We start from the raw sequence: 25,322 nt of genomic DNA on the forward strand, positions 1-25,322 counted from the left end.
ACAACGACCCAACCTCGACGCCCCAGCCTCTGCAACCAACAACAGCGCTCGGCACAGGATTCCATCCGCCGATGGTTGTGTTACCTTCATGGCAGGCTGCCAAGCCATCTTCAGCATAAGGAAAAGACTATGACTATTTCGTTGGTACTGACCGTCATCGCCGATGATCAACCGGGTATTGTTGAGCAGGTCGCTGCCGTTGTCAGTGACCATCAGGGCAACTGGCTAGAAAGCCGCATGGCACATATGGCTGGCAAGTTTGCTGGCATCGTGCGTGTGAATGTCAGCGAGAATGACAGCGTAAAACTGATTGCCGCCTTAGCGGAATTGCGGGAAAGCGGCATCCAAGTCAACGCCGAATCCACCGGCAACGGCGATACCCCACATGAGCGCACCACGCAGGATCTGCAGTTAAGTTTGGTCGGTAACGACCGTCCAGGCATTGTGCGTGAAGTCTCCAAAGCACTGGCCAATATTCATGTGAACGTGCTGGAATTCACCTCAAACTGCGACAGCGCTGAAATGTCGGCCGTGCCGCTGTTTCGAGCACAAGCCTTGCTGCGCGTTCCAAATGGTATGGAGCTCGACGAAGTGCAGTCGACGGTGGAAGCATTGTCCGATGATTTGATGGTTGAGCTGGGTGCGGTTGCAGCCCACTAACACGCGCTTAACAAGGCACGATTTACATCCACACAAACCAGTATTCTTGGTAAGTCAGGCCGTTAGCCAGAGTACCCAGCTGATGGCGTCTGAGAGTGAGTTCCGACCATTGCTTGAGCAAAGAAATGGTCGATAACGGTGGGGCGACCAGCTCCCCCACCGCCTCGCCCGATAACTCACACTGATCCGCTTGTATCACATCAATCGCCACCGGCACTTTCGGCAGCCCCGTGCGATTGATCAATAAACAATGCACGTGCGCCCCCGGCTTCATGATGCGTTGCAGCAGTGATGGCAGCTGCTGCCGCTGTTGCTCACTGAGATAGTTGGGAATATCCCACAGCAGCACTGCATCCAACTGCACCCCTTCGCGATAGCGCAACAGCGCCTGGCTAAAGTGGCTATTGTCGTCATCAGGGTTCAGATGATGCTGCCAAGCAACGGATGCCAATACGTCTTCCAAATACAGGGTATCGATGTGCTGATGCAGCCCCTGTAACTGACGCCCAGTTTTGCGCCCGCCGTCCAACGCCGCAGCTTGCGGCGGCAATGACTGCAACATTTGCTGCAACAGCGGCAGTGCAATCGCCTGCCCTGCGGACTCACGCACGCTGCGAGCAGACTGCGCAGCAACTGAGTGCAAACGCTTATCGCCCGCGCGGGCATCAAAGGCCATCACATACTCCAACCAATGCTCGCTCATGCCCTGCCCTTGCAGCGCCAGCTCCACCAAAGTGAAAGGCTGCAAACTGCGCTGCAACATTAACGTCGTGTGGCGCCAGCTCGGTAGCTCAACGTCACCTTCCTGTTGGCAATCAAAGCAAAAGTCCTGCAACCAGCGAAACGTCGTCGGCCGACTGGCAGGGCTGCGCCCTTTAGCTTGTAAAAGATGCAGCTTGGTGTCCGAATGAAAATGAGGCGCCAGCTGACTAAATAGGTGCGCAATCACCTCCGTGCTCATGTAACTGAGCAAGTCCCAGCACAGCACCAAGTCAAACCGCATGTCTTTGCCTTTGGGTAGCAAATGCTGATCTAACGCGGCGATGGGGTCGTCGTCAGGTTGTAGCTGATCGAGGTAATCCGGCAGGTCTTCGACATAACAAGAGCATTGGCGCGCCAGTAACACTTGTGTTGTGCCAGTGGTGGATGACCCCAAGTCCAGAACACGTGCGCCAGAAGTCAGGTGGTGCTCGACCAGAGCGGCCAGCTCTGGTGAGTAGTGCTGCATGACACCTCCCAGTGTCTGTTATCGGCGTTACGCCATCTAGGCTTTGAAGATTGCTAAGCTGAAGGCCACTAATTTGAGTGCTGCTAAGTTGAGGGTCACCAGTTTGAGAGCTGCTAAGCGGTCATCATCTCAGTCCGCCCAACCAAACTGGAGGAATCAACTTAGGCGCTCGCAAAGCGCGCGCCCAGTTAATCACCCAGTCACCGAGCCATCCGCCTCAACCTTTTGGTGGTACTTTACCGGCGTTGGCGGGATTGTGCTCCGGAGTTTTGTCTTGGGGTTTGTCCGGCGTATTTTTGGCAGCGTTTTTTTCCACCCGTGCATTGGATTTAGACTCTACGGGTTTGGTATCACTCGAGGGCAAGTGCGGATGCACCAGCTTGTCCTGAAAACCGCTGCGTCGCTCTTTTAGCTCTTCGTTGGTATCGACCATATCCATCGAACCACGGAACTTACCGCCATCGTCCAGTTGAATGCGCGGGGCGATTAAGTTGCCTTTCACCACGGCGGTACTGCAAATATTGATCAGCTCTTCTGCAAGCACATCGCCGGTTAACGAACCATCAATGACGATGTTTTGCACGTGCACATTGGCGTTCACCTTGCCTTCGCGACCAATGGAGAGATTCTGGCCACTCATACGGATGGTGCCTTCCACCGAGCCTTCTATATGCAAGTCTTCACTGCCGACCAGCTCACCGCGAATACTGATTTTTTTGCCCACCACCGACACATCACCGTGATTGGCGGGTGCTTTGTTGGCACTGCTGTCGCTGGCGGTATTTGCGGTATTGGCTGATGCACTGACCGGTGCCGACGCGGCGGCGCCTGGCAAACCAGTGCTGTAATTGGTCACGCCCGAAGTGTAGCTTTTGTTGTCGCCGTCAGCGGCGCCTTTCGGGTCGAGTGGATTGGCCATAATTCCCCCTAGGTTGACTGTCCTTAATACCTGTCACGCAGCCTGAGTGATCAGTGGCGCCACGCAAAAGCAACTTCCAGTATAGGCAGGGGGATGTAAGTTGGTGTTATTTTTATTGCGCCAACTGTGGTTTTGTTAACTCGTTCCTCAACAGGCGTTATTGCGGCAAAAATGCCTGCAAGAAAGCCTGATAATTCGCCGCACTGGCGGAGGGGCGCTCGCTGACCATTAGGGTCACGCGGCGCTCATCGGCTTCCAGCATCAATAGATCGTCTTGCAACTGCGGCCAGTGCTCGTGCAGCAATGTGAGCAGCTGCTGCCGGGCTGCAGCATTGGGCTGAGTATCCCACCACAAACCCTCTGGTAAGCCGTCATTGTCCCAAGCCGGTTGCGATACGATGCGATACTGCAGCTCGCCGGCTTTGTTTTTTCCCGGCGCCTGCAGGGTGTACGACGTGGCCGTGACATCGTCGCGCACGCCGTTTTTCTCCGACTGAGGTTTAAAAGTAAATTGACGCACTTGTAGCCCGGCTTTAATGGCATCAAAACGCAGCGTGGCCAAGCGCTGATCACGCTTGCTGGGTTTGAGCCAAAATATTGAGCCGATGATGGCCATGATCACCAGCGGTATCAGCCATACCGTCACGAGTTCATCTCCTCCAGCTCCAGCCAACGTTCCTCAAGCTGATTCAGCTGCTCTTCCGCTTGTGCCAGCGCCGCCAATTGCTGTTGTACATAATCACCGGGCTGACTGTAAAAATCCGCCGCCGAAGTTTCTGCCAGCAAGGCATCGCGCTGCTCTTCAGCATCCGCGATCTGATCCGGCAGAGCGTCCAGCTCGCGCTGCAACTTATACGACAATTTTTTGCTCTTTTTCGCTTCCGCCGGTTGGCTGGCAGCATTGGCCGCAGGCGCTGTTTTTTGTTGCGCTTGTTTTTGCTGTTGCTGCTGTTGTTGGCGCTGCTGCTTGGTGCGCTCAAACCAGTCGCTGTAACCACCAACATGCTCGTCGATATCACCGCCTGGGCTGAACACCCACAGCTGCGTCACCACATTGTCGATAAACGCCCGGTCGTGACTGACCAGCAGCAAGGTGCCGTCGTATTCCGCCAGCTTTTCTTCCAGCAGCTCTAGCGTTTCGACGTCCAAATCGTTGGTTGGCTCGTCCATCACCAACAGGTTACAGGGTTTCAAAAACAGCTTGGCCAGCAGCACGCGATTGCGCTCACCGCCCGACAATGCCCGCACCGGCGTGCGAGCGCGCTCGCCAGAAAACAGGAAGTCGCCCAGGTAGCCAATGATGTGACGGCTATTGCCATTGACGATGACGTGGTCTTTGCCATCGGCGACGTTATCGGCGATGGATTTATCTTCATCTAGCTGGTGGCGGGCCTGATCGAAATACGCAACTTCCAAGCGGGTGCCCACCTTCAGACGTCCTGACTGCGGCTGCAAGTTGCCCAGCAGTAACTTTAATAGCGTACTTTTGCCGACCCCATTCGGGCCCACCAAACCGATGCGATCGCCGCGCATCACATTGGTGGTAAAGCCAGCCACTTGAGGTTTGCTGTCATCCCAAGCAAAACGCACCTGCTCTAACTCAAACACCAACTTACCCGACGCATCGGCGCTGTTGAGACTGAGGTTGGCACTGCCCTGCAGCTCGCGTCGCTCTTTGCGCTCAACGCGCAGCTCTTTCAGTCGCGCGACACGGCCTTCATTGCGCGTACGACGTGCTTTGATGCCCTGGCGAATCCACTTTTCCTCTTCCGCCAAGCGCTTATCAAACAACGCGTTTTGTGTCGCTTCGTCTTCTAAGCGCTTTTCGCGGTACTGCAGAAAACTCTGGTAGTCGCCGTCCCAGCTGTACACATGGCCACGGTCGAGATCAATGATGCGCGTTGCCAGATTCTGCACAAAGGCACGGTCGTGGCTGATAAACACCAAGGTGCCGTTAAACTGCTTCAGCTGTTCTTCCAGCCATTCGATGGTCGCCACGTCCATGTGGTTGGTGGGCTCGTCCAAAATCAGCAACTCGGGCTCGACCACCAGCGCACGCGCCAGCATTACCCGGCGCTGCCAACCGCCCGACAGTTGCGCAAAAGAAGTCTCTGCCGGCAACTTTAACCGGTCAATCATGGCCTCAACTTTTTGCTGCCAGCTCCAGCCATCCGCCGCTTCGATTTGCGCTTGCAAACGCTCCAGCTTGGCCAGGTCAGCTTGATCTGCCAGCAGGGTTTCATCGTGGTATTGCGCAATCAGTTCACCGACGTCGCCGAGACCTTGGGCCACCACGTCGTACACCGGCGTGTCGTGCGCCTGAGGCAGCTCTTGTTGCAAGGTCGAAATGCGCAGCAAGTCGCGGCGCTGAATGCTGCCGTCGTCAGGCAGTACATCGCCTTGCAACATTTTCAGCAGCGTTGACTTGCCCGCACCGTTGCGCCCGACCACGCACACGCGCTCACCGGAGTGAATTTCTAAATCGACCTTATCCAGCAGGACATGATCACCGAAGGCCAGCTCAACGCCTTTTAATTGCAGCAACACCATGACTTTTGACATCTGTTCCAAAACAGTAAGGCGCAGCAGTATACGTCAGTGCCGTTAGGCAGGCGAACGGCGACTTTTGACATTGGCATATGCAACGGTCTGTTGTTTACTGAAGCGCCTATTTGGGCCGAGCAGCGGCTATCATGCAGGCCCCACTTCTCTTTCCAGCAAATGGACGGACACAGAATAATGACGATACGACTCAACAAAGGGCACCTGGCGGCCATTGCGCTGTTTATTGCCATGGTGGTGTGGATGCTACTGGGCACCCTCAAACCAGAACCCGAATTTACCAACCCTCGCCCGCTGGTGATGAACCAAGGCCTGACTCGCGTGCAGGTGGAGCGCATGCAAGGCCAAGCCATGGGGCGTGAAATCACTGTCTCGGCCCGTACCGCCGCCAATCGTCGAGTCGATATTCGCAGCGAAGTGCGAGCCAAAGTCATTGCCATTCATCGTCAAAAGGGCGAGCCGGTCAAACAAGGGGATTTGATCCTTGAATTGGACGCCCGCGATTGGCCAGCACGCGTCAAACAAGCCGAAGCGGCCCTGAAACAGCGCCAGTTAGAAGCACAAAGTGCCCAACGACTGCGCCAGCAAGGTCTGGCCAATGCCGCCGAGCTGGCCAGTGCACAAACCATGTTGGCCAATGCCGAAGCTGAGCTGACCAACGCACGCTTGCAACTGGATGCGACCCAAATTCGCGCACCGTTTGATGGCATCGTTGATCAACGTTCGGTCGAAGTGGGCGACTTCGTGCAAGACGGCACGGCTCTGGTAACAGTGCTCGATTTCTCGCCCTATCTGATCAAAGGGCAAGTTGCTGAAATCGAAGCCGGCCACGTGAATATTGGTGATCGCGCCTACGCCGAGCTGGTCAATGGTGACCGAGTGGAAGGCGTGATTCGTTTTATCGCCGCTGAAGCCGATGCCCAAACGCGCACCTTCCCCATTGAAATGGAAGTCGCTAACCCGTCGGGCAATATGACCAGCGGCCTCACCGCCAAGCTGCACATTCCACAGCCAGAAACTCAGGCCTACTACATTTCGCCAGCGTTGCTCATTTTGGATGACGAAGGCCGCCTGGGGTTAAAGGGCATTAATGAACAGCATCAGGTGATCTTCCAGCCGATTAACTTGTTAAAAGCCGATAACAGCGGCATTTGGATTTACGGTTTGGGCGAGCGCGCCGACATCATTACCGTCGGTCAGGGCTTTGTTGAATACGGTGAGCAAGTAGAGCCGGTCTTTCACAGCGACGACAGCCCCACCCAAATTGGCGAGCAGCACACTGACGAGACCAACAAGCAAACAGCGCTGACTGCGGGGTAACGTCATGAACAGCCTTATTGATGCCTCATTGCAGCGCAGTCGCACCGTACTGATGCTGTTTTGCTTGGTGATGCTGGTGGGGCTGGTCACCTTGATGACCATCCCCAAGGAAAGTAACCCCGACATCACCGTGCCCATCGTTTATGTGTCGGTCACCCACGATGGTATTTCCCCCGAAGATGCCGACGCTCTGATTTACAAGCCGTTGGAAAAAGAGCTGCGCGGGCTGGACGGTCTTAAGGAAATGATTTCCACCGCCACCCGGGGTCACATGTCGATTCAGCTGGAGTTTTTGACCGATGTCGACATTGACCAAGCACTGCTGGATGTGCGTCAGAAAGTCGACGATGCCAAAGGTGAGCTGCCCACCGACAGCCAAGAGCCACGGGTGATGGAAATCAACGTCGCTTTGTTCCCCGTGATGGTAGTGACCCTGGCCGGAGACATCAGCGAAAGCACCCTGTATTTGGTGGCCGAAGACTTGCAAGAGCGCCTAGAAGCCTTGCCCGGCGTATTAGAAGCTACGATTCGCGGTAAACGTGAAGAGATCGCCGAGATCATCGTCGACCCGGCGCGCATGGACAACTATGGCTTGTCCCTGAATGAACTGGCGCAATTGCTCAATGGCAATACACAGCTGGTCGCCAGTGAGGATCTGGACACAGGTGCTGGCCGCTTTGGCATTAAGGTGCCAGGGCGAGTGGAAAGCATTCCCGATATTTTGAATCTGCCGGTCAAAGCCGATGGCGATGAGGTGGTATTGTTCCGTGACATCGCCGTTGGTCGCTTGTCGTACAAAGACCGCAAAAACGCCGCCCGCGTTAATGGTCGCCAAGCGGTAACGCTGGAGATCAAAAAGCGCATCGGTAGCAATATCATCGAAACCATCGAGCAAACCAAGGCCACCATCGAGCAACTCAAACCACTGTGGCCAGCGGGCATTGAGGTGGGCGTTACTCAGGATGAATCGCGCTACATTCGCGAAATGCTCAACGACCTGTTCAATAACGTCTTAGTGGCCACCTTATTGGTGATGATTCTGGTGCTCGGCAGCCTTGGCGTGCGCAGCTCCTTTATGGTCGGTTTGGCGATTCCCGGTGCCTTCTTGATGGCGCTGATTGTACTGAGCCTGATGGGTTACACCCTCAATATGGTGGTGTTGTTTTCGCTGATTTTGTCCGTCGGCATGCTGGTGGATGGCGCCATTGTCGTCACGGAGTTTGCGGATCGCCGTCTGGCGGAAGGCGCCAGTTCACGCCAAGCCTATGCCGAAGCTGCCAAACGTATGGCTTGGCCGATCATCGCTTCCACCGCCACCACTCTGGCGGTGTTCTTCCCACTGCTGTTTTGGCCCGGCGTCACCGGCGAGTTTATGGGCTTTTTGCCGCTCACCTTGCTGTTTACCCTCAGTGCCTCGCTGGTGATGGCGTTGATTGTGGTGCCGACCATTGGCGCTTTGGTGGGTGGCACATCGCACCACAAAATTGAAGCGTTAAAGTCTATTGAAGCGGCGGAGCAAGGGCGTTTCGACGACATCAAAGGCTTTACCGGGGGATATATTCGCGTATTGCGCAAAGCGCTGCAGCGCCCGTTGTTGGTGCTGGGCATGGCCATTGCGGCCTTGTTCGGCTCCTTTGTGGTGTACGGTCAGCTGGGCCATGGTGTGGAGTTTTTCCCCGACGTCGACGCCGATGTCGGCTTGGTCGACATTCGCGCCCGAGGCAACTTATCGCTGCAAGAGCGCGAGGCTCTGGTGCATAAGGTCGAAGCACGCATCTTCGATATGGCGGAGATTCAGTCGATCTATACCGCCAGTTTTGTCTCTGCGCCGAACGAGAGCGCCAAGGACGTTATTGGCCGTATTCAAATCGAGCTGGTGAACTGGGAGTACCGTCGCAGTGCGAACGACATATTGGCCGACATCGAAGCGCGTACCGCCGATATTCCAGGCCTTGTGATCGAAACGCGCAAAAAAGAAGGCGGACCGCCGTCTGGCATGGACATTCAGCTGCAGCTGACCGGCGCTGACGCCGAATCCATCTCGGCCATGTTGGACGACGTACGAGCTTTGTTTGAGCAGGACCCAGAGCTGAAAGACGTGCGCGACGACCGCCCATTGGATGGCATCGAGTGGCAGTTCAACATCAATCGCGAAGAAGCCACCCGCTACGGCACCGACATCGCCAGCACCGGGGCACTGATTCGCATGATTACTGGCGGCCAGCAAGTGGGCGAGTTCCAGCCTGATTACAGCGATGACGAAGTGGAAATCATGCTGCGCTACCCGGCCGCTACGCGCAGCATCGATCAGTTTGAGCAGATCAACATCTCCACCCCCATGGGGCTGGTGCCACTGAGTAACTTTATGCAGCGCCAAGCCGTGCCTTTGTCCGGCGATTTGGTGCGCATCGACGGCAAGCGTCGCTATCGACTCACCGCCAACGTGGTGGAAGGCGTCAATGCGGATCAGAAAACTCGCCAGCTGGCCGAGCAACTAAAGCAGTTTGACTGGCTGGCCGCTGGTGTCGAGCCGCGCTTCCGCGGTGACGCTGAGCAGATGGAAGAAACCGGTTCTTTCTTGGTGTCGGCGTTTGGTGTGGCGTTGTTTGTGATGGCCACCATTCTGGTGACGCAGTTCAACAGCTTTTATCAGGCCAGCCTGATTATGAGCGCCATCGTATTGTCCATTGTCGGCGTACTGATGGGATTGCTGATCCGAGGAGAGCCGTTTGGCATTGTGATGAGCGGTGTGGGGGTGATCGCCTTGGCCGGTATTGTGGTGAACAACAACATTGTTCTCATCGATACCTACAAACGCTTGGTCGATGGCGGCCTCGACCCGATGGAGGCAGCGCTGCGCACCGGTGCCCAACGTATGCGTCCGGTCATGCTGACGGCCATCACCACCATTCTTGGCCTGATGCCAATGGTGATGCAGTGGAACATCGATTTGCTGAACCAGCACTTCTCCGTTGGCGCGCCCAGCTCACAGTGGTGGACTCAGCTGTCGACGGCCATTGCTGGTGGCTTGGCCTTCGCCACATTACTGACGCTGATTCTGACCCCTTGCCTGCTGGTATTGGGCGATCGCAAGAAATCGCGCCGCCTGCAAAGCGCGACTGTGTGATCTTTGAGCGGCACTGGTCACACTTCGATCAGTGCCGCCGAATTTCTGCAAGTGACTGAATTAATTTAAAAAAAAGTTAGAAAATTTGTTTGACATCAGCGCTGCTGTGAGTAGAATGCCCACCTGCTTTCGGAGAGGGTGGTTAGCTCAGCTGGGAGAGCATCTGCCTTACAAGCAGAGGGTCGGCGGTTCGATCCCGTCACCACCCACCACCGAAGCAGAAAATTTGGAATTGGACTGGTAGTTCAGTTGGTTAGAATACCGGCCTGTCACGCCGGGGGTCGCGGGTTCGAGTCCCGTCCAGTCCGCCATTACGCTAACTTTGTTAGCCTTGGTGAAATTCCAAAACCGTTTATCGACTCGATAAACGAATGTGGTAACACGTCGTTTACTGAATCGAAAATGGGTGGTTAGCTCAGCTGGGAGAGCATCTGCCTTACAAGCAGAGGGTCGGCGGTTCGATCCCGTCACCACCCACCAAAACTTGTTGATGCTTTGTGTGACAGCAACTCATCAAGACAATGTGGACTGGTAGTTCAGTTGGTTAGAATACCGGCCTGTCACGCCGGGGGTCGCGGGTTCGAGTCCCGTCCAGTCCGCCATTACGATCTTGTGCTGATGTTATTAGCCTTGATCTATGCAAGACACCGTTTGTCGACTCGATAAACGCATGCGATACAGCTTGTAGGGCATCGTTTACTGAATCGAAAATGGGTGGTTAGCTCAGCTGGGAGAGCATCTGCCTTACAAGCAGAGGGTCGGCGGTTCGATCCCGTCACCACCCACCAAAACTTTGATGTTTTCTGGCAAAGCATCACACAATGCGGACTGGTAGTTCAGTTGGTTAGAATACCGGCCTGTCACGCCGGGGGTCGCGGGTTCGAGTCCCGTCCAGTCCGCCATCTTTTCTTAAAGATTTAGACCCCTACTCTTTTTTAGAACTTCCTGCAGATAAGTACTGATTGCATTAGCCTTGGTCGCTGCCCGAAATGTCGGCCCAGTCGCGTCCCGACCAGTCCATCATCTTTTTTAAGATCCCCATTTATTTTCTAAATATGAACAAGAGCCGATCGAATTGGCATTTGTTGCAATCACGGCGAGTCCGCGGAATGCCGCCCAACGGAATGCCGTCCAGTCGTCCGACATCTTTTCTTAAAGATTTAGATCCCTACTCTTTTTTTAGGTCTTCCTGAAGATAAGCGCTGATGGGATTAGACTTGGTCGTTGTGCGATATGTCGTCCGAGGTTTTTATTAAGATTCCCTTCGCTACAACCACCACCTCTTCCTAGAAGCATTTTTTACCTCCACCCCCTAAGCCCTCCTTGAGGGATCTTATCCCTCACGCCGGGCGGGCGAGCTCCCTGCTTTGCGCATCGCAGGCCTTGATTCCTTCGCTGCCAATGCTGTGGTCGCCGCATCACAAAAAGCCTACGTCCTTGTAGCCCTTTTGTTGGCGCTGCCGTCCTGGCAGCCCCTGCGGGCACAGCCACTGCCAACTCAGGCGCCCTGCTAAGGCGCGGAAAACCTAAGCGCGAGACCGCGCTTAAAACAGAGATTGGATGTCTCGTTTATGTTCGGATGCGACAGATGATGACGTGGCTTTCAGCCGGCTTGCCTGTTTACCTGCAGGGTGGTAGCTTAATTGACAAAGAAATCAATCGGTTAGCATTTGGACTTTGAGGCCAATTGCCACCTGGATAGTAGGCGAGCACGTTTTTCCAAAGAAGAACATGACGGAAAGCAAGGTATCCAGCAAAAGCTCAAGAACTTGGTGCGGGTTTCTCGACTGATTCTATCTGGAAAAACAGGCACGCACACTATTAAGCTGTAAAGGCTATAAGCATGTATCTGAATAAGGGTTTAAAATTGTGAAAAGGAAGTTCAATTTCGATCTTTTTCGGTTAAATGTTGTTGACCTAGAAGACCTATTTTTGGAACAGAGTTCGCCGCTTCTAAGAGGCGATGCAGATATTGCTAAAGCCATTGAAGGAGCCTGTTCATCAGAGTTTGATAATGAACAGGAAACTCGAAATGCGAAGTATAAATGGAGCTTGAGATATTTTAATGATTACTCAAGTATTTACCAAAGTCGTAGAATGATATCGGTTGTTCTTGCTCGCTCTGTTCTCGAAAAAGACGGGTTGATTGTAACTGAAGATGGAATTTCAGCTGGTTCCTCAGCATCATATCCCCCGTTGGCGTCTACAATGATGTTGTTTTTCGATATGAATCGACATCTTGTTGCGGTGGAGCACTCCGGGGAGCTTTCAAATGTTTCGTGGAAGGATCATCTAGAAATAATATTAGCCGACGTTTCCTTATCACAAGGAAAGGCATCAACTATCCGCCTTGAACCCGTTCCTGAAAAGCATGAAATCATAGGCTTATTCAATAGTTTCGATCGGATTACTAGAATCAAAGCAACGCTTAGAATACCTAATCCCGAACTTACTCGTTACACCAAAAGCCTGTATGAAGACTTACGTGCAAGTGATGTTCGTGTGTACACTCAAGATATGAAGAACCCAAAGGGACTGTCTAAAAGCGAAGAGGCTCGACCATTTGCTACAGCTGTTTTAGCCCAGCAGGGCTATAAGTCAGGTGATGTTTACATTGAGGGATATCGTGATGATGGATTCGAAAGAGTTGTTTCTGGGTCAGCGGCTTCTCGCGGCTCCATAAACTCATTAAAAGACTTTGTGCGAGGTCTTAGTGCGAATTCAAAAGCCAAAGAAACTCAAAAAGTATTGAATGAAATCACTAAAGAGATAGACAGGATACATCCACCAGAGGTTTTAGCTAAAAATGAATAAAAAAATGACAATCTGGTGGGGTTATATATCAGAACCGATACTCACAACACTGATATTTTTACTGATTCTATATGCTTTCGATTCTGCTAAAGTCGCAAGTGTATTTAGAAACTCTGCAATTGATATTGCAACTTATTTTTCAAGCATTATGCTTGCGGGCTCCATTGCATTTTTATGGACTTTTTATTCAAAATCAGACACAGATTTTTCACGCTGGCTCTATGTAAAGGGTGCGTTCAATACATATCTAACCGCATATGTGGTAGCTATAGGGATTTACATATCCCTCTTGGTGCTTCTCATTTTTTGCTCAAAGATTGATTATTATCTATTTACGTTATTCACTTTTTGGTTTTTTATTCTTGGCCTTGTAAATGTTTACACATTCATCCGGAATATTATTGACCAACTTATGCTTAACATGGAGTTTAATAGAGTAAACGATCGAAACCCCTAAGAAACCGCTGCACACCGATACATACTGATACGCTCGTTTTAGTGTACCGATGCGCCTTACTTTACACAAAAAAAGTCCCCGCAAGCGGGGCATTATGCATAAGTAGATAAATAATGAACAGGAAGCACACTGAACAATCGTCGTATCGGGAGAAGTTAATCGAGCACCTCTTTGTTAGTGAGCTTTTAAAGCTGTCGCGGATAAATGGGGATTGCCAGATTGAAGTAGCTAAGCCGAAGGTGGACAACTCTGGTTACGATTTAATCTTAGAGGCCAATCGGGTAAACCCCTGCCGTCGCTAGAAACTGCAAAAATTGCAAAACATAGCAAAGGTGACAGCTCTGGAAACAAGGCTGAGCGGCCTAATATCAGAGAACTGAACAAAGCAAGTTTCATTTCTTATAAGAAAGTCTCGGATCTATACCGTGCCTTGTTTGGTGTAAACACCAACAAACCGACCACCTAGCCGCGCCCCTAGACCAAATAGCTGAACTCTCGGTTTTACGCCTAGGTTTTCCGCGCCTTAGCAGGCCGCCTGAGTGAGCAATGGCTGTGCCCGCAGGGGCTGCCCGGACGGTAGCACCAGACAACATCCTGCCGGGATGCAGGCTGTTGCCGTTGCAGTGACCACAAGGGGAGGCTGAAAGCTATCTACGTTGTTTCTGCTGCGTTGAAAAATGCCCAAAAGTGCTCACTTTCTGCGAGTAAGCTGCGCTTTTTTGTTTACTTTTCGCCTGGCAGAAACTGCCTCAATGTACGCTTTCAGTCGCTCGTCCGCCCGGCGTGAGGGATAAGGTCCCTCAAGGAGGGCATAGGATTAAGCGTTAAAAGCCACTTCGGTTGGAATAAGCCGAAAGAGAGTAAGCCAGACAACCATCTAAGCTAGTCAGTCATCAAACCGGTTGATGGCCTCACTACGCCATTTTGGCCCGGAGCGGGACTGTTAAGGCGGACGGTCTCACCCCAGAGCGGGCAGTCTTGGCATTCAAGCCCGGGCATAGCCGGGCCAATCACTGCGATTTCACAGCTAGCCCACCTAGGAGAATTACTACTCATGCTAGGCGGGCCAGCCCCTACTAACTCAGGTGCATAATCTTACTGCTGAGCAGGCTGCCAGCGGCTATCATCATCGGCGATGTTTAAATCACTAAAGGTCAATTCTTCATCGGGCTCAGCTTCGTCCAGGCCTAACTCACCACTGGTGACAACGGTAAAGTCTGCCTTGTCCGTACTGGCCAGCGACAAATTCGTGCTCGGGTACTGATCATCAACCAAGTCTAAATATTCATCTTTGATCACGATATTGCCATTGACGATGTCACCCACATACAACCACTCCAGTTCAGCTCCAGAGTAATTGCTGTCTTTGAGTATGCCTTTGAAAGTAAAAGTTTTGCTGTCATAAGGGTTTTTAAAGGTTGCGGTATAAGGAAAGTCCGCCTCGCCGTGATTAACCTTAACCCTCAACGCATAAACCGTATAACCAGGCACATTGACCGCGGCGTTATAGTCCACTCTTTGAGTGGTGTTTTCAGAGGCACTGCCGCCAACGGTTTCGGAAAAGCTGATGGTTTCTGACAAACTCCATTCCACTGAACTGGAGGCTTGCACCGCTTCGCCCACTTTAATACCCTGGGTTATTTTAACACCCATAGTGGCAGAGACGCCGCGTGTTTCACTCCAGGTATCTGTGTTGGACTCACCGCGCCAGTAGCCGACATTTACGGAAGCGCTTTGGGTGGTTGGCGTGTAGTTTTTGGCCAGTGCTTCGGCATAAAAGAACTGATCGCTGTTTTTCACCGTCGCTTGTGAGGTATCAAAGGTCAGATCGACAAAGTCCAGCTTGGACGGGCGCGCACCACAAGCACCTAAACTCCATACTTTGCCTGAAGAGGTTGAATAGGTACCAAACAGTCCGGTGACCGCATGGCGATTAGCGATGGTCACTTCTTGCCACTTGTCCCAGCCATTTGATGAGCCAAAGTACAGCTCAGAGCCGGTGTTGGTCCACAGCCGAATACGCGAAATCGAACCTTCATTTTTTTTGTAAAAGCGATACTTGTTAATAAACTCATCACCTTCCAGCGTCAAGCGCTTACCACTGCCACTGGTCTTGCCTATTTCTTCGGTCGGTGCATACAAGTATTCGATTTTCAAGCCTTTGATATACTCAACATTGCTAGAGTAAGCGGTGATCGCGGTGATTTTATCGCCGGGCTGTTTGGTGTTGAAATAACTATCACAGAGGTCAAAGTTACTGCCTTTGCCAGTTTTACCGTACTGCGAACCACGGTTGTACCAGGTATCGTCTTCAAAGTAATATTTAACGATATCATCAACCTCCGCCAAAGCAAAAGCATTCACAAAAAGTAGAGTTGAAGCGATCAGTATCTTATTCATCTATTCATCCATTTATCGTTGTTAATCAACGAAGATTGACAGTGTTGAGCTAGTGGTTTTTTGCTGTATTATCATTCGATCAGAATGACAGACCATTTACCTTGTCCTTCTAAGCATTCAAGTGGTAGCTCTCGCGCGCAGCAATGTAAACATCATCGCCAATTTAGTTGATTCTTATTGTTAGAAATCAACCTTTAGCATTGCAGCCAATCCACCAACCCTAAGATAAAAGTAGGAGAACGAGATCGCTTACCATAATGTCTTATTAATCCTAGAAGCTGTTTCATAACCTTCAGTCCGATATAATAATCAAAACTATCAGCTTCAACTCCTCCACCATGAAACGTTCAACCTCAGAACTGACCGACCAACAGTGGCACACATTGAGCCTTGTTTACCCAGCCTGCCTCGTGGCAAAGGGGGTCCCAAACCTATCAGCAATCGAGCCTGTTTCGAGGGCATTTTATGGGTCTTACGTTCAGGTGCGCGCTGGCGTGATCTACCCGAGCGCTATCCTTCACCGAGTACCTGCTGGCGCCGCCTTCAGTACTGGGAAGAGCAAGGTGCATGGGTCAAAGCCTGGCGTAAGCTTCTTCGCGTTCTGGATCAACAGTCGCGGTTAAATTGGGAAGAATCGTTTTCTGATGGTAGTTTTGCACCCGCAAAAAAAGGGGCCTCGGTGTTGGAAAAACCAAGCGTGGTAAGGGGTCGAAGTGGATGATAGTCGTCGATGGCGAAGGCATTCCAATCGGGCTGACACTTGGCTCAGCGTCACCGGCGGAGGTCAATCTGATTGAGGCTTTGTTAAATGTTTCCTATGGCAAGAGCAAGGTGAAGCGTTTGATTTACGATAAAGCGGCAGACTCTGATCCTCTGCGAATGGCGTTAAAGAAACGGGGCGTTGATCTCATTTGTCCACATCGTCGAAACAGGAGAAAAGCGCCGCTGCAAGATGGTAGAAAGCTGAGAAGGTACGACCGTCGCTGGAAAGTAGAGCGCACTTTTGCTTGGCTTGGAAATTATCGGCGATTAGTGGTTCGATGGGAAAGAAAGCTCTCAATGTATCGAGCCTTCTTTCACGCCGCCTGCATGATGATCGTGCTAAAGAAGTTGTGAAACAGCTTCTAGGGTTCGACCTGTAATAGCTGCTATTTCGAAGATAAGGCTACCATCAGATTCTAGATAGGTGTAAAATTTAGACCAATCAGATATTCTGAAAAAACGCCACACCGACCGAGACAATCACATAATAAATCCTGATAACAAAGGAATTTTTGTCATAGTTTCGGAATCAGCCGTCAGCGCTTCCAAATCAGACTATTAATAAAGCTGCCAACAATACAGCCATCCAATCTGCATGGGCACTAGTTGCGCGTCACACTTAATAGAACCAGGAGATAGAAGATGCTAATCAATAGAGCAGCCATCATTTTAAAAGCTAAGCAACCAGCCGTTGACTGGATAAATAGCGTCGAGCCAGACAAAAGAGCCGGTAGCATTACGCTTGAGGATGTTAACCTCGAGTCAATCATCTATCTTGTGCCAGAAGATATTGAAAATATTGTCTATGCAAGGGCCTGGGTAATGAATAATGCAGAAATTCTACTGGAAGAGTTTCTTGACAGCTGGTATCAAGATGACTCACTTTGGCCCTCAAGCTTCAGCGATGAGCTTTTCGAACAATGGTTTAGCATTGAGTACCACAGCATGATCATTGATACGACTGAAGACCCAATAGATAAAGAAGCAATGTAACAATTCAATGAACATTGTTTTGATCTTGCGTAGAAAGAGGTGCTAGAAGCTGTCTCATAACTTTTTTAGTACGATTCTCATGCAAGCTACGTGAAAGAAAGCTCGATACATTGAGAGCTTTCTTTCCCATCGAGCCACCAATCGTCGGTAGTTTCCAAGCCAAGTAAAAAGTACGATCCGATTTCCACTGACGATCGTATAATCTACGGCATTAAAAAACATGGTATTTTTCTAACCAAAAAGTTCTTTAAAAACCTGTTTTTAAAATCGCAGAGAAGCTCAAGCACTGAATCCCTGACTGCTTTACGATCGCCCATCTATGGCTGGATGCATCACTCAATTGATTAAAAAACATATTTCGCTCAGAACAGCTACATAAAATCTCTTACAATTGATCACTTTTTGGTGGAATGTAATCGACTACTAGTATAATCTCAATAATAACAAACCTATCAAAATTTATAGCACCGAAAGACCCAGATGCCCTAGAGCGGCGCAAGACATCACCTACCATCGAGTATCAATGCAGAAAAATCAACAAAAGAAGCATATAAATCATATTTTATCTTTAACAATCAGCGAACCTTATCGACTATATCGCCTAGCGAACTTTCAATAACCGAAACCGATGAATGCTCCATCTTTGTCGACAAAACACGCCGATACGACAATCAGATAGTGATTCATCGCGGCTATACACCCGAAAAGCTAGAAGAGCATTTAGGGTTGTTTCATAGTAGCTACTGGCCAGAAATCGCTATTGAGCCTCAAGCCAACACCCCTGAGATACAAACCTGGCTGTCAAACCGTGGTTTTTCACCAGCCTATGACCATGAGTTTTTGGAACTACAGGCCTCACATTATCAGGCTATAGCAAGCGCATCAGAGTCGATCTCAATTGAGCACTGGGATCATAGCAAGGCTGATGACTTTTTAGCCTTGCTCAAAACATCAGGCTTAGAATGTACAGACGATATTTGGAACGATAAACGATCATTATATTGTACCGACACATTCCGCTGCTATATTGCAACAATAGATGGAAAGCCTTGTGCCTGGACTACCAGTTACCTGCATAATGATCATGGAATTTTGGCCAATGCCTATACCCAAGAGAGCCATCGTCACAAGGGATGCCAGTCGGCGTTACTTCGATTCCGAATAGAAGATGCCATTTCCTTAGGCATTCAGGTATTATTAACTGATGTAATGCCAAACAGCACTAGCAGTAAAAATTGCAAATCAGTAGAAGCTGTTTCATAACCTTCAGTCCGATATAATAATCAAAACTATCAGCTTCAACTCCTCCACCATGAAACGTTCAACCTCAGAACTGACCGACCAACAGTGGGCACACATTGAGCCTTGTTTACCCAGCCTGCCTCGTGGCAAAGGGGGTCCCAAACCTATCAGCAATCGAGCCTGTTTCGAGGGCATTTTATGGGTCTTACGTTCAGGTGCGCGCTGGCGTGATCTACCCGAGCGCTATCCTTCACCGAGTACCTGCTGGCGCCGCCTTCAGTACTGGGAAGAGCAAGGTGCATGGGTCAAAGCCTGGCGTAAGCTTCTTCGCGTTCTGGATCAACAGTCGCGGTTAAATTGGGAAGAATCGTTTTCTGATGGTAGTTTTGCACCCGCAAAAAAAGGGGCCTCGGTGTTGGAAAAACCAAGCGTGGTAAGGGGTCGAAGTGGATGATAGTCGTCGATGGCGAAGGCATTCCAATCGGGCTGACACTTGGCTCAGCGTCACCGGCGGAGGTCAATCTGATTGAGGCTTTGTTAAATGTTTCCTATGGCAAGAGCAAGGTGAAGCGTTTGATTTACGATAAAGCGGCAGACTCTGATCCTCTGCGAATGGCGTTAAAGAAACGGGGCGTTGATCTCATTTGTCCACATCGTCGAAACAGGAGAAAAGCGCCGCTGCAAGATGGTAGAAAGCTGAGAAGGTACGACCGTCGCTGGAAAGTAGAGCGCACTTTTGCTTGGCTTGGAAATTATCGGCGATTAGTGGTTCGATGGGAAAGAAAGCTCTCAATGTATCGAGCCTTCTTTCACGCCGCCTGCATGATGATCGTGCTAAAGAAGTTGTGAAACAGCTTCTAGACTTTAACAGCTCAGGCATAAGACATGTGTATTCTAAAGACTAGATTGCAACCAACACATAAATATCGACACTCGCCGTCTCGATGACATCATTAATCCGATTAACCTCATAATTTTTGGGTAAAGAATATTAAAAATCCATCATCAATTTCGATATATATGGGGCTTCCTGAAAGTATTTATTACCTGGCCACGGCAAGGATGATTTTAGGAATGGGGAACTTCATCATTCCATTCCTAGTATTGTTATTTACAGACAAGCTGGGATATAGCGTCACAATGGCTGGGACTTTAGCTATGTCGGTGACAGCAGCTTATCTGTCCGGAAGCTTTATTGGCGGAAAAGCCTCAGACCTATTTGGACATAAGCTCATACTGGTTGTTGGTGAGCTCTGCGGCGCCCTACTTATATTGTCTTGTGGCTTTTTTCCTGAGTCAAAGCTTACAATACCTGTACTGCTATTCGGCGCCTATTTTTTTGTCGGCATAGCATTGCCAGCCAGCAATGCATTGATAGCTGATCTATCAACAAAAAATAATAGGGATGCCGTCATGTCCTTATGTTACTTGGCCTACAATCTAGGCTCCGCCTTAGGGCCATTGATCGCTGGTTACCTTTTCTGGAGTCACACTCAATGGATATTCTGGGGTAATGGTTTAGCCATGTTGATTGGTGCGTTAGTGGTTGCCACTCTGATTAAAGCTGGCCCTATCGACTCACACCTTAGTGATAGCGTACAGGAGAGACCTGTTGATGGTAGTGTATGGACTGTTTTAAAAGCAAGACCACATCTATTAGCCTTCACTTTTTTGTGTGGTTTACTTTGGTATTCATTAAATCAGATGACCATGGCAAGCCCGCTGTATTTGAGCCATATTTTTGGTGATAGTGGCGCAGTCATTTTTGGGAAGCTCATGACCTATGCTTGCATATTGGTGGTTGTTATTACACCCATATTAATGAAATTAACATCAAACATGGCCGAAACCATCAGCCTAGCGTATGCAGGATTGATGTTTGCTTTTGGTTATGGGCTTGTCATGATATTTCCAAGCATACCTGTTCATTTCTTTGCTTGGATTTTTCTATCAGCCGCCGAAGTCTTGCTACTCACCAAAGAGAGTGTTTATTTAGCCAACCATTCACCTTCGAGCCATAGAGGCAGAATTCAGGGAGTCTTGGTTACGTTACGAAGCGTGCTTGTCATGCCTAGCTTTGTATTAATTGGTTTTTTGATAGATTCTTATGGGTTTGACCTCACCTGGCTGAGTGTGATTGGTATTTCCATGGCGGCTTCAGCGGGGCTTTATTGGATGGCGATTCGATCCCGAAAGCATGACACCATGCCAGTAAAGTATTCCTAACAAAGCCAATCAGCCCTGTGTAGCAGTCATACTACTGACAAGTTGCGGCAGGGCTTCGCCAAGCGAAGCCAGCGCTGAAGCTGCTATCGTGTCAGCACTCTCCAACCTGAAGATCGCTTTCACAAGTCATCACGTCAAACGCCCGCTACAAATTGCCAACGCAGCCAGACCATTGATTCCAAGGCTGCTTTACGGCCGCTCATCTTTGGGCGAACCCATCACCACCATAGTAGTAATGGACTGCACCACGGCACATTCGCCCAGCACATCCGCGTGAAAGCGCTTGTAGGCCACCAGGTCTTTGGTTTCCACACGCAGCAAGTATTCATTCATACCTGTGATGTTGTGGCACTCCACCACCTCGTTGGCAAACTGCACATGCTGTTCAAAACTGAGCTGCGACTGCTTGGTATGGCTGTTTAAGCCAATGGTCACATAAGCAACAAAACCCACGTCTAGCTGGGTTTTATCCAGCACAGCGCGATAGCCTTTGATGACCTTCTTGTGCTCTAAGTCTTGCACCCGGCGCAAGGTTGCCGACGGTGATAACCCTACGCGCCCGGCCAGCTCCACATTGGAGATACGACCATCGGCTTGAAGCTCCTGCAATATTCTTTCGCTAAACTTATCCATAACTACATATTATTGTGCTATCTACCCAGATCCAACCCATATAAACACAAAATTGTGCCCGATTACGATTAATATTTCTGCATCCACTATCTATCGAGAAAACCCCATGGATTTCACTGTATTCGGGTCGCTTCTGGCATTTGCCTTTGTTTCTACCTTTTCACCTGGCCCTAACAACATCATGCTGATGACATCAGGCGCCAATGTCGGCTTTCTGCGCACGACTCCGCATATGCTCGGTATTACCTTTGGCTTCAGCGTGATGGTGCTACTAGTTGGCATGGGCTTAACGGAGCTATTTCAGCGCTATGCCATCATTCAGCAAGGCTTGCAAATTCTCTGCAGCTTGTATTTGGTGTATCTAGCGATCAAGATCGCACTTAGCCGACCATCGCAAGACAGCCAAGAATATCAGCCGATGTCATTTATGGCGGCGGCACTGTTCCAGTGGCTTAATCCAAAAGCTTGGTCAATGGCATTAACCGCCGTCAGTGTATTCAACCCTGAAGCCAGCTGGCTACAGCTAGGTTTAATTGCACTGGTATTTGCTTTAGTGAATGTGCCCTCGGTCAGTGTTTGGACTGCCGCAGGCAAGCAACTCAGCGATTGGATCAATCATCCGAGTTATGTGCGCTGGTTTAATGGTGCCATGGGCGGGTTATTGCTGCTGTCTGTGGTGCCGATGCTTTAAGGCAGAAAAACACTGTGTCAGGTTTCGAGCGACAAGAGTCAGCCCCACTCAATAATTTATAACCGGCATCGCAGCTGCTCTTTCTAGAAGCTGTTTCACAACTTCTTTAGCACGATCATCATGCAGGCGGCGTGAAAGAAGGCTCGATACATTGAGAGCTTTCTTTCCCATCGAACCACTAATCGCCGATAATTTCCAAGCCAAGCAAAAGTGCGCTCTACTTTCCAGCGACGGTCGTACCTTCTCAGCTTTCTACCATCTTGCAGCGGCGCTTTTCTCCTGTTTCGACGATGTGGACAAATGAGATCAACGCCCCGTTTCTTTAACGCCATTCGCAGAGGATCAGAGTCTGCCGCTTTATCGTAAATCAAACGCTTCACCTTGCTCTTGCCATAGGAAACATTTAACAAAGCCTCAATCAGATTGACCTCCGCCGGTGACGCTGAGCCAAGTGTCAGCCCGATTGGAATGCCTTCGCCATCGACGACTATCATCCACTTCGACCCCTTACCACGCTTGGTTTTTCCAACACCGAGGCCCCTTTTTTTGCGGGTGCAAAACTACCATCAGAAAACGATTCTTCCCAATTTAACCGCGACTGTTGATCCAGAACGCGAAGAAGCTTACGCCAGGCTTTGACCCATGCACCTTGCTCTTCCCAGTACTGAAGGCGGCGCCAGCAGGTACTCGGTGAAGGATAGTGCTCAGGTAGATCACGCCAGCGCGCACCTGAACGTAAGACCCATAAAATGCCCTCGAAACAGGCTCGATTGCTGATAGGTTTGGGACCCCCTTTGCCACGAGGCAGGCTGGGTAAACAAGGCTCAATGTGTGCCCACTGTTGGTCGGTCAGTTCTGAGGTTGAACGTTTCATGGTGGAGGAGTTGAAGCTGATAGTTTTGATTATTATATCGGACTGAAGGTTATGAAACAGCTTCTAGACAGTATCGACCTGATGGCACCCTACAGCCCGTTGTAGAGGATCTAATAACTGTGGGGGCCATTATTTTAGGGCTAAAAGAGAATCGATCACCTGATGGGTAACATATTGTTTACTATGATTAAGTTCCTTTCTTCGCAGCAAGATCGATACACTCACTCGACCAATTTATCACAACTACACCTATTCAAATCGACCAATGGAAAGCATCATAGCCGCCCTTTTTTTCATATAGACACAATAAAAAACCCGCCGAAGCGGGTTCTTTATTTGCTAGCTGGATTCATTATTTCCAAGTAGCGGTCAATGACATATCAGAACGATAGCCAGTAGTGATGGTGACCGTCCACTCACCCGCAGATGGGTTGCTAACAGAACAGCTGCCCGCAGCATTCGAGATGCTACCAGTACAGCCTTCGCCCTGAGCATTAGCCACCGTCAGGCTTCCGTTACCCGATGCGCCGCTGGTCTCCACCTCCAGTGACTTCATGCCCTCAGGCGTAGTCACCGTGAAAGACAGAGTTGGTTGACCATAGTCCCAGAACCACCAGCGATAGTAGTCTGCAACTTCCACTGTTGATGAGCCGCCTTTTGGGGGAAGCACAATACCGCCAGCGGCTTCAGCCACTGCTTTGTCAGCATCAATAATACCGCTACCACAACCTGTGCAGTTATCCGTCAGAGGATTGGTATTAGCGCGATTTTTCAGAATATTCTCAGCTTCCGTTGGCGTAATGTCTGGTTTTACTTCATACATCATCGCCACCACACCAGCGATGTGAGGAGCCGCCATCGATGTGCCAGGCTTGGTTAAATAAGCATCCGCTCGTGGACCATTCGTGCCTTCATTATCGGTAGATAAGACACCATTTGGATCATTGCGGATTCGCCATTCACCACCTGGGGCTGTTACATCCACAACGCTACCAGAGTTGGAGTAGCTCGCTTTGGCGCCGTTAATGTTACTGGCAGCAACGTTCACCACGCCATCACAGTTGCCAGGGCGAGATTTTGCGGCGTTTCGACGCTCATTACCTGCCGCGACGACAACCGTCGTGCCTTGTGCACGGGCAAAGTTAATCGCCGATTGGTAAATGCTGTCACAGTCGCCGTTACCGCCCAGGCTCATATTAATGACTTGTGCCGGATTTGGATTTGCAGGTACTCCAGGCACACTGCCACCAGAAGCCCAAACAATGCCATCAGCAATATCGGATAAACGACCACCACATTTGCCCAGCACACGTACCGGTACAATTTTGGCATCATAAGCAACACCGGCAACGCCAATGCCATTGTTGGTCACAGCAGCAATCGTTCCGGCTACATGGGTACCGTGCCATGAGCTATCGAAATCAAATGGCGGATAAGGGTCTTCGCCAGGGCCAGTTGGACACTCTCCTTTCAACATGCGATCACCTGGGTCTCTGGCATCGCTGTCACGGCCATCACCGTCAACCGAATAAAAGGTGTCAGTGATCATGTCATAACCTGGCAGCAAATTATCTACCAAGTCTTCATGCGGGCGGTAACCGGTATCCAACACTGCAACGGTCACGCCTTTACCTGTGGCACGCTCCCAAGCGTTTGGCAGGTTAATACCACCTTGCTGATCGAAATAGTGCCACTGATCGTCATAGAGCGGATCATTAGGCGAAGAAAATGCGCGCATAATGGCGTCTTCTTCAATATCAACAATCGCTGGACTGTTGCTCAGTTCCTGAATGCGCTGCGCCAACTCTTCTTCATTGGCTGCTGATACGCTGATAACGTGATAGTCGTCCAGCAGCATAGAGCGCTTATACTCTACGCCGTCCTGACGCAGCATTTGCTGCTGAGCGGCCATTACGTTCAGTCCCTGTGCAGACATGGTACGCATTTCGCCTGCACTGGGGTACTTGACAATAAAGCGCTTAGTCAACTCAGCCTGTGCGTTTGCACTCATCACTGCCATGGCCAGTAGTGAGCCTGCTAACGCTGAGCGTTTTACCAGTAACTTCTTTGAACTCATTCTTAGACTTCCTTCATATTGTCGTTTTTTAGCCTGGCCATCTGAGTGCCAGTACCCGATCAAGGTATCAATAAACATTCAAATTGCGATAGCAAGAAAAGTTAAATCTTCTGACAAACTCATCATTTTTATTATTTTATTTGGATTTTATATGACGAGAAAAAGAAAAGAAGCGCTTTTTGACTCACAAAAAATAGCGAGGCTTTTTAAGCCAAAAAAGGCAACAAATCAGACAAAAACAAAATTAGATAAAGCACTTATTAAAAACAAAAAAAAACAACACAAAGAAGCGACAACATCGCAACCAATATGCGACAAACAAAATTAGATACGAAGA

The 25,322-nt window shown here is 50.1% G+C and carries 19 protein-coding genes, 6 tRNA genes and 3 pseudogenes; 19 read left to right on the forward strand and 9 right to left on the reverse strand.

All coding sequences use genetic code 11. The annotated features are described in order from the left end of the window. Positions 1-129 precede the first annotated feature (129 nt). Complete coding sequence (locus CHH28_RS18105; RefSeq protein ID WP_094061640.1) at positions 130-660, forward strand: glycine cleavage system protein R; 531 nt, start codon at positions 130-132, stop codon at positions 658-660. A gap of 22 nt (positions 661-682) precedes the next feature. On the opposite strand, the gene CHH28_RS18110 is transcribed toward CHH28_RS18105, so the two are convergent. The 4 genes from CHH28_RS18110 to CHH28_RS18125 all read right to left on the reverse strand — a co-directional run bounded on the left by CHH28_RS18110 (position 683) and on the right by CHH28_RS18125 (position 5,369). Further along, the gene (locus CHH28_RS18110) at positions 683-1,888 is read right to left on the reverse strand and encodes a hypothetical protein (RefSeq protein WP_094061641.1); all 1,206 of its coding nucleotides are present in this window, start codon (positions 1,886-1,888) and stop codon (positions 683-685) included. Positions 1,889-2,105: 217 nt separating this feature from the next. Next, on the reverse strand, positions 2,106-2,807 hold the full coding sequence (locus CHH28_RS18115; protein ID WP_094061642.1) for a bactofilin family protein: 702 nt from the start codon (positions 2,805-2,807) through the stop codon (positions 2,106-2,108). Between the two features lie 157 nt (positions 2,808-2,964). Continuing rightward, positions 2,965-3,453, reverse strand: a complete 489-nt coding sequence (locus tag CHH28_RS18120; RefSeq protein ID WP_094061643.1) for a hypothetical protein — start codon at positions 3,451-3,453, stop codon at positions 2,965-2,967. Beyond that, positions 3,450-5,369, reverse strand: a complete 1,920-nt coding sequence (locus CHH28_RS18125) for an ATP-binding cassette domain-containing protein (RefSeq protein ID WP_332881222.1) — start codon at positions 5,367-5,369, stop codon at positions 3,450-3,452. The genes CHH28_RS18120 and CHH28_RS18125 overlap by 4 nt, the downstream gene beginning before the upstream one ends. Positions 5,370-5,546: 177 nt before the next feature. Here CHH28_RS18125 and CHH28_RS18130 point away from each other — a divergent pair, with 177 nt between their 5' ends. From CHH28_RS18130 to CHH28_RS18170, 9 genes are all read left to right on the forward strand, one after another. Continuing rightward, on the forward strand, positions 5,547-6,689 hold the full coding sequence (locus CHH28_RS18130) for an efflux RND transporter periplasmic adaptor subunit (protein WP_157729998.1): 1,143 nt from the start codon (positions 5,547-5,549) through the stop codon (positions 6,687-6,689). Positions 6,690-6,693: 4 nt separating this feature from the next. Continuing rightward, complete coding sequence (locus CHH28_RS18135; protein WP_094061645.1) at positions 6,694-9,816, forward strand: efflux RND transporter permease subunit; 3,123 nt, start codon at positions 6,694-6,696, stop codon at positions 9,814-9,816. A gap of 136 nt (positions 9,817-9,952) precedes the next feature. Continuing rightward, positions 9,953-10,028: transfer RNA gene (locus CHH28_RS18140), tRNA-Val, on the forward strand. Positions 10,029-10,050: 22 nt separating this feature from the next. Next, positions 10,051-10,127 (forward strand) — tRNA-Asp (locus CHH28_RS18145). 93 nt (positions 10,128-10,220) lie between these two features. Continuing rightward, a tRNA-Val gene (locus tag CHH28_RS18150) sits at positions 10,221-10,296 on the forward strand. 45 nt (positions 10,297-10,341) lie between these two features. Then, a tRNA-Asp gene (locus CHH28_RS18155) sits at positions 10,342-10,418 on the forward strand. 110 nt (positions 10,419-10,528) lie between these two features. Beyond that, positions 10,529-10,604, forward strand: a tRNA-Val gene (locus CHH28_RS18160). A 37-nt stretch (positions 10,605-10,641) separates the two neighbouring features. Beyond that, a tRNA-Asp gene (locus tag CHH28_RS18165) sits at positions 10,642-10,718 on the forward strand. Positions 10,719-11,685: 967 nt separating this feature from the next. After that, the gene (locus CHH28_RS18170) at positions 11,686-12,630 is read left to right on the forward strand and encodes a hypothetical protein (RefSeq protein ID WP_094061646.1); all 945 of its coding nucleotides are present in this window, start codon (positions 11,686-11,688) and stop codon (positions 12,628-12,630) included. A gap of 1,552 nt (positions 12,631-14,182) precedes the next feature. Here the strand turns inward: CHH28_RS18170 and CHH28_RS18185 are convergent. Continuing rightward, a complete protein-coding gene (locus CHH28_RS18185) occupies positions 14,183-15,487 on the reverse strand; it encodes a hypothetical protein (protein WP_094061648.1) in 1,305 nt (434 codons plus the stop codon). Between the two features lie 373 nt (positions 15,488-15,860). Here CHH28_RS18185 and CHH28_RS20715 point away from each other — a divergent pair, with 373 nt between their 5' ends. The 7 genes and pseudogenes from CHH28_RS20715 (at position 15,861) to CHH28_RS18220 (ending at position 20,710) form a co-directional block, all read left to right on the forward strand. Beyond that, positions 15,861-16,208 carry a transposase gene (locus CHH28_RS20715; RefSeq protein WP_094061649.1) on the forward strand — a complete coding sequence of 116 codons (348 nt, stop codon included), beginning with the start codon at positions 15,861-15,863 and terminating at the stop codon, positions 16,206-16,208. Continuing rightward, a pseudogene (locus tag CHH28_RS18195) lies at positions 16,175-16,603 on the forward strand (IS5 family transposase); the annotation flags it as partial. The gene CHH28_RS20715 and the pseudogene CHH28_RS18195, both read left to right, overlap by 34 nt. Before the next feature lie 288 nt (positions 16,604-16,891). Further along, positions 16,892-17,242: a hypothetical protein gene (locus CHH28_RS18200; protein WP_094061650.1), complete on the forward strand. Its 351-nt coding sequence runs from the start codon at positions 16,892-16,894 to the stop codon at positions 17,240-17,242. A 678-nt stretch (positions 17,243-17,920) separates the two neighbouring features. After that, on the forward strand, positions 17,921-18,505 hold the full coding sequence (locus CHH28_RS18205) for a GNAT family N-acetyltransferase (protein WP_233243654.1): 585 nt from the start codon (positions 17,921-17,923) through the stop codon (positions 18,503-18,505). Positions 18,506-18,554: 49 nt separating this feature from the next. Beyond that, complete coding sequence (locus tag CHH28_RS20720) at positions 18,555-18,938, forward strand: transposase (RefSeq protein ID WP_094058567.1); 384 nt, start codon at positions 18,555-18,557, stop codon at positions 18,936-18,938. Continuing rightward, positions 18,905-19,333: pseudogene (locus CHH28_RS18215) on the forward strand (IS5 family transposase); the annotation flags it as partial. The gene CHH28_RS20720 and the pseudogene CHH28_RS18215, both read left to right, overlap by 34 nt. Positions 19,334-19,546: 213 nt before the next feature. After that, positions 19,547-20,710: an MFS transporter gene (locus tag CHH28_RS18220; RefSeq protein ID WP_094062138.1), complete on the forward strand. Its 1,164-nt coding sequence runs from the start codon at positions 19,547-19,549 to the stop codon at positions 20,708-20,710. Positions 20,711-20,899: 189 nt separating this feature from the next. On the opposite strand, the gene CHH28_RS18225 is transcribed toward CHH28_RS18220, so the two are convergent. Beyond that, the gene (locus tag CHH28_RS18225; protein ID WP_094061652.1) at positions 20,900-21,343 is read right to left on the reverse strand and encodes an Lrp/AsnC family transcriptional regulator; all 444 of its coding nucleotides are present in this window, start codon (positions 21,341-21,343) and stop codon (positions 20,900-20,902) included. 106 nt (positions 21,344-21,449) lie between these two features. Here CHH28_RS18225 and CHH28_RS18230 point away from each other — a divergent pair, with 106 nt between their 5' ends. Further along, positions 21,450-22,034 (forward strand): LysE family translocator, encoded by a 585-nt coding sequence (locus CHH28_RS18230; RefSeq protein WP_094061653.1) that lies wholly within the window; start codon positions 21,450-21,452, stop codon positions 22,032-22,034. 95 nt (positions 22,035-22,129) lie between these two features. On the opposite strand, the pseudogene CHH28_RS18235 reads toward CHH28_RS18230, so the two are convergent. The 3 genes and pseudogenes from CHH28_RS18235 to CHH28_RS18245 form a co-directional block, all read right to left on the reverse strand. Then, positions 22,130-22,558: pseudogene (locus tag CHH28_RS18235) on the reverse strand (IS5 family transposase); the annotation flags it as partial. Then, entirely contained in the window at positions 22,525-22,908 is a 384-nt protein-coding gene (locus CHH28_RS20725) for a transposase (RefSeq protein WP_094060802.1), read from the reverse strand. The gene CHH28_RS20725 and the pseudogene CHH28_RS18235, both read right to left, overlap by 34 nt. Before the next feature lie 352 nt (positions 22,909-23,260). Then, positions 23,261-24,853 (reverse strand): S8 family peptidase, encoded by a 1,593-nt coding sequence (locus tag CHH28_RS18245; protein ID WP_199243941.1) that lies wholly within the window; start codon positions 24,851-24,853, stop codon positions 23,261-23,263. Here CHH28_RS18245 and CHH28_RS20090 point away from each other — a divergent pair. After that, positions 24,843-25,313, forward strand: coding sequence for a hypothetical protein (locus CHH28_RS20090; protein ID WP_199243942.1), 471 nt, complete (start codon positions 24,843-24,845; stop codon positions 25,311-25,313). The two genes, CHH28_RS18245 and CHH28_RS20090, sit on opposite strands and share 11 nt — an antisense overlap. Positions 25,314-25,322 lie beyond the last annotated feature (9 nt).

The sequence above is a fragment of the Bacterioplanes sanyensis genome (assembly GCF_002237535.1).
GTDB lineage: Bacteria > Pseudomonadota > Gammaproteobacteria > Pseudomonadales > Oceanobacteraceae > Bacterioplanes > Bacterioplanes sanyensis_A.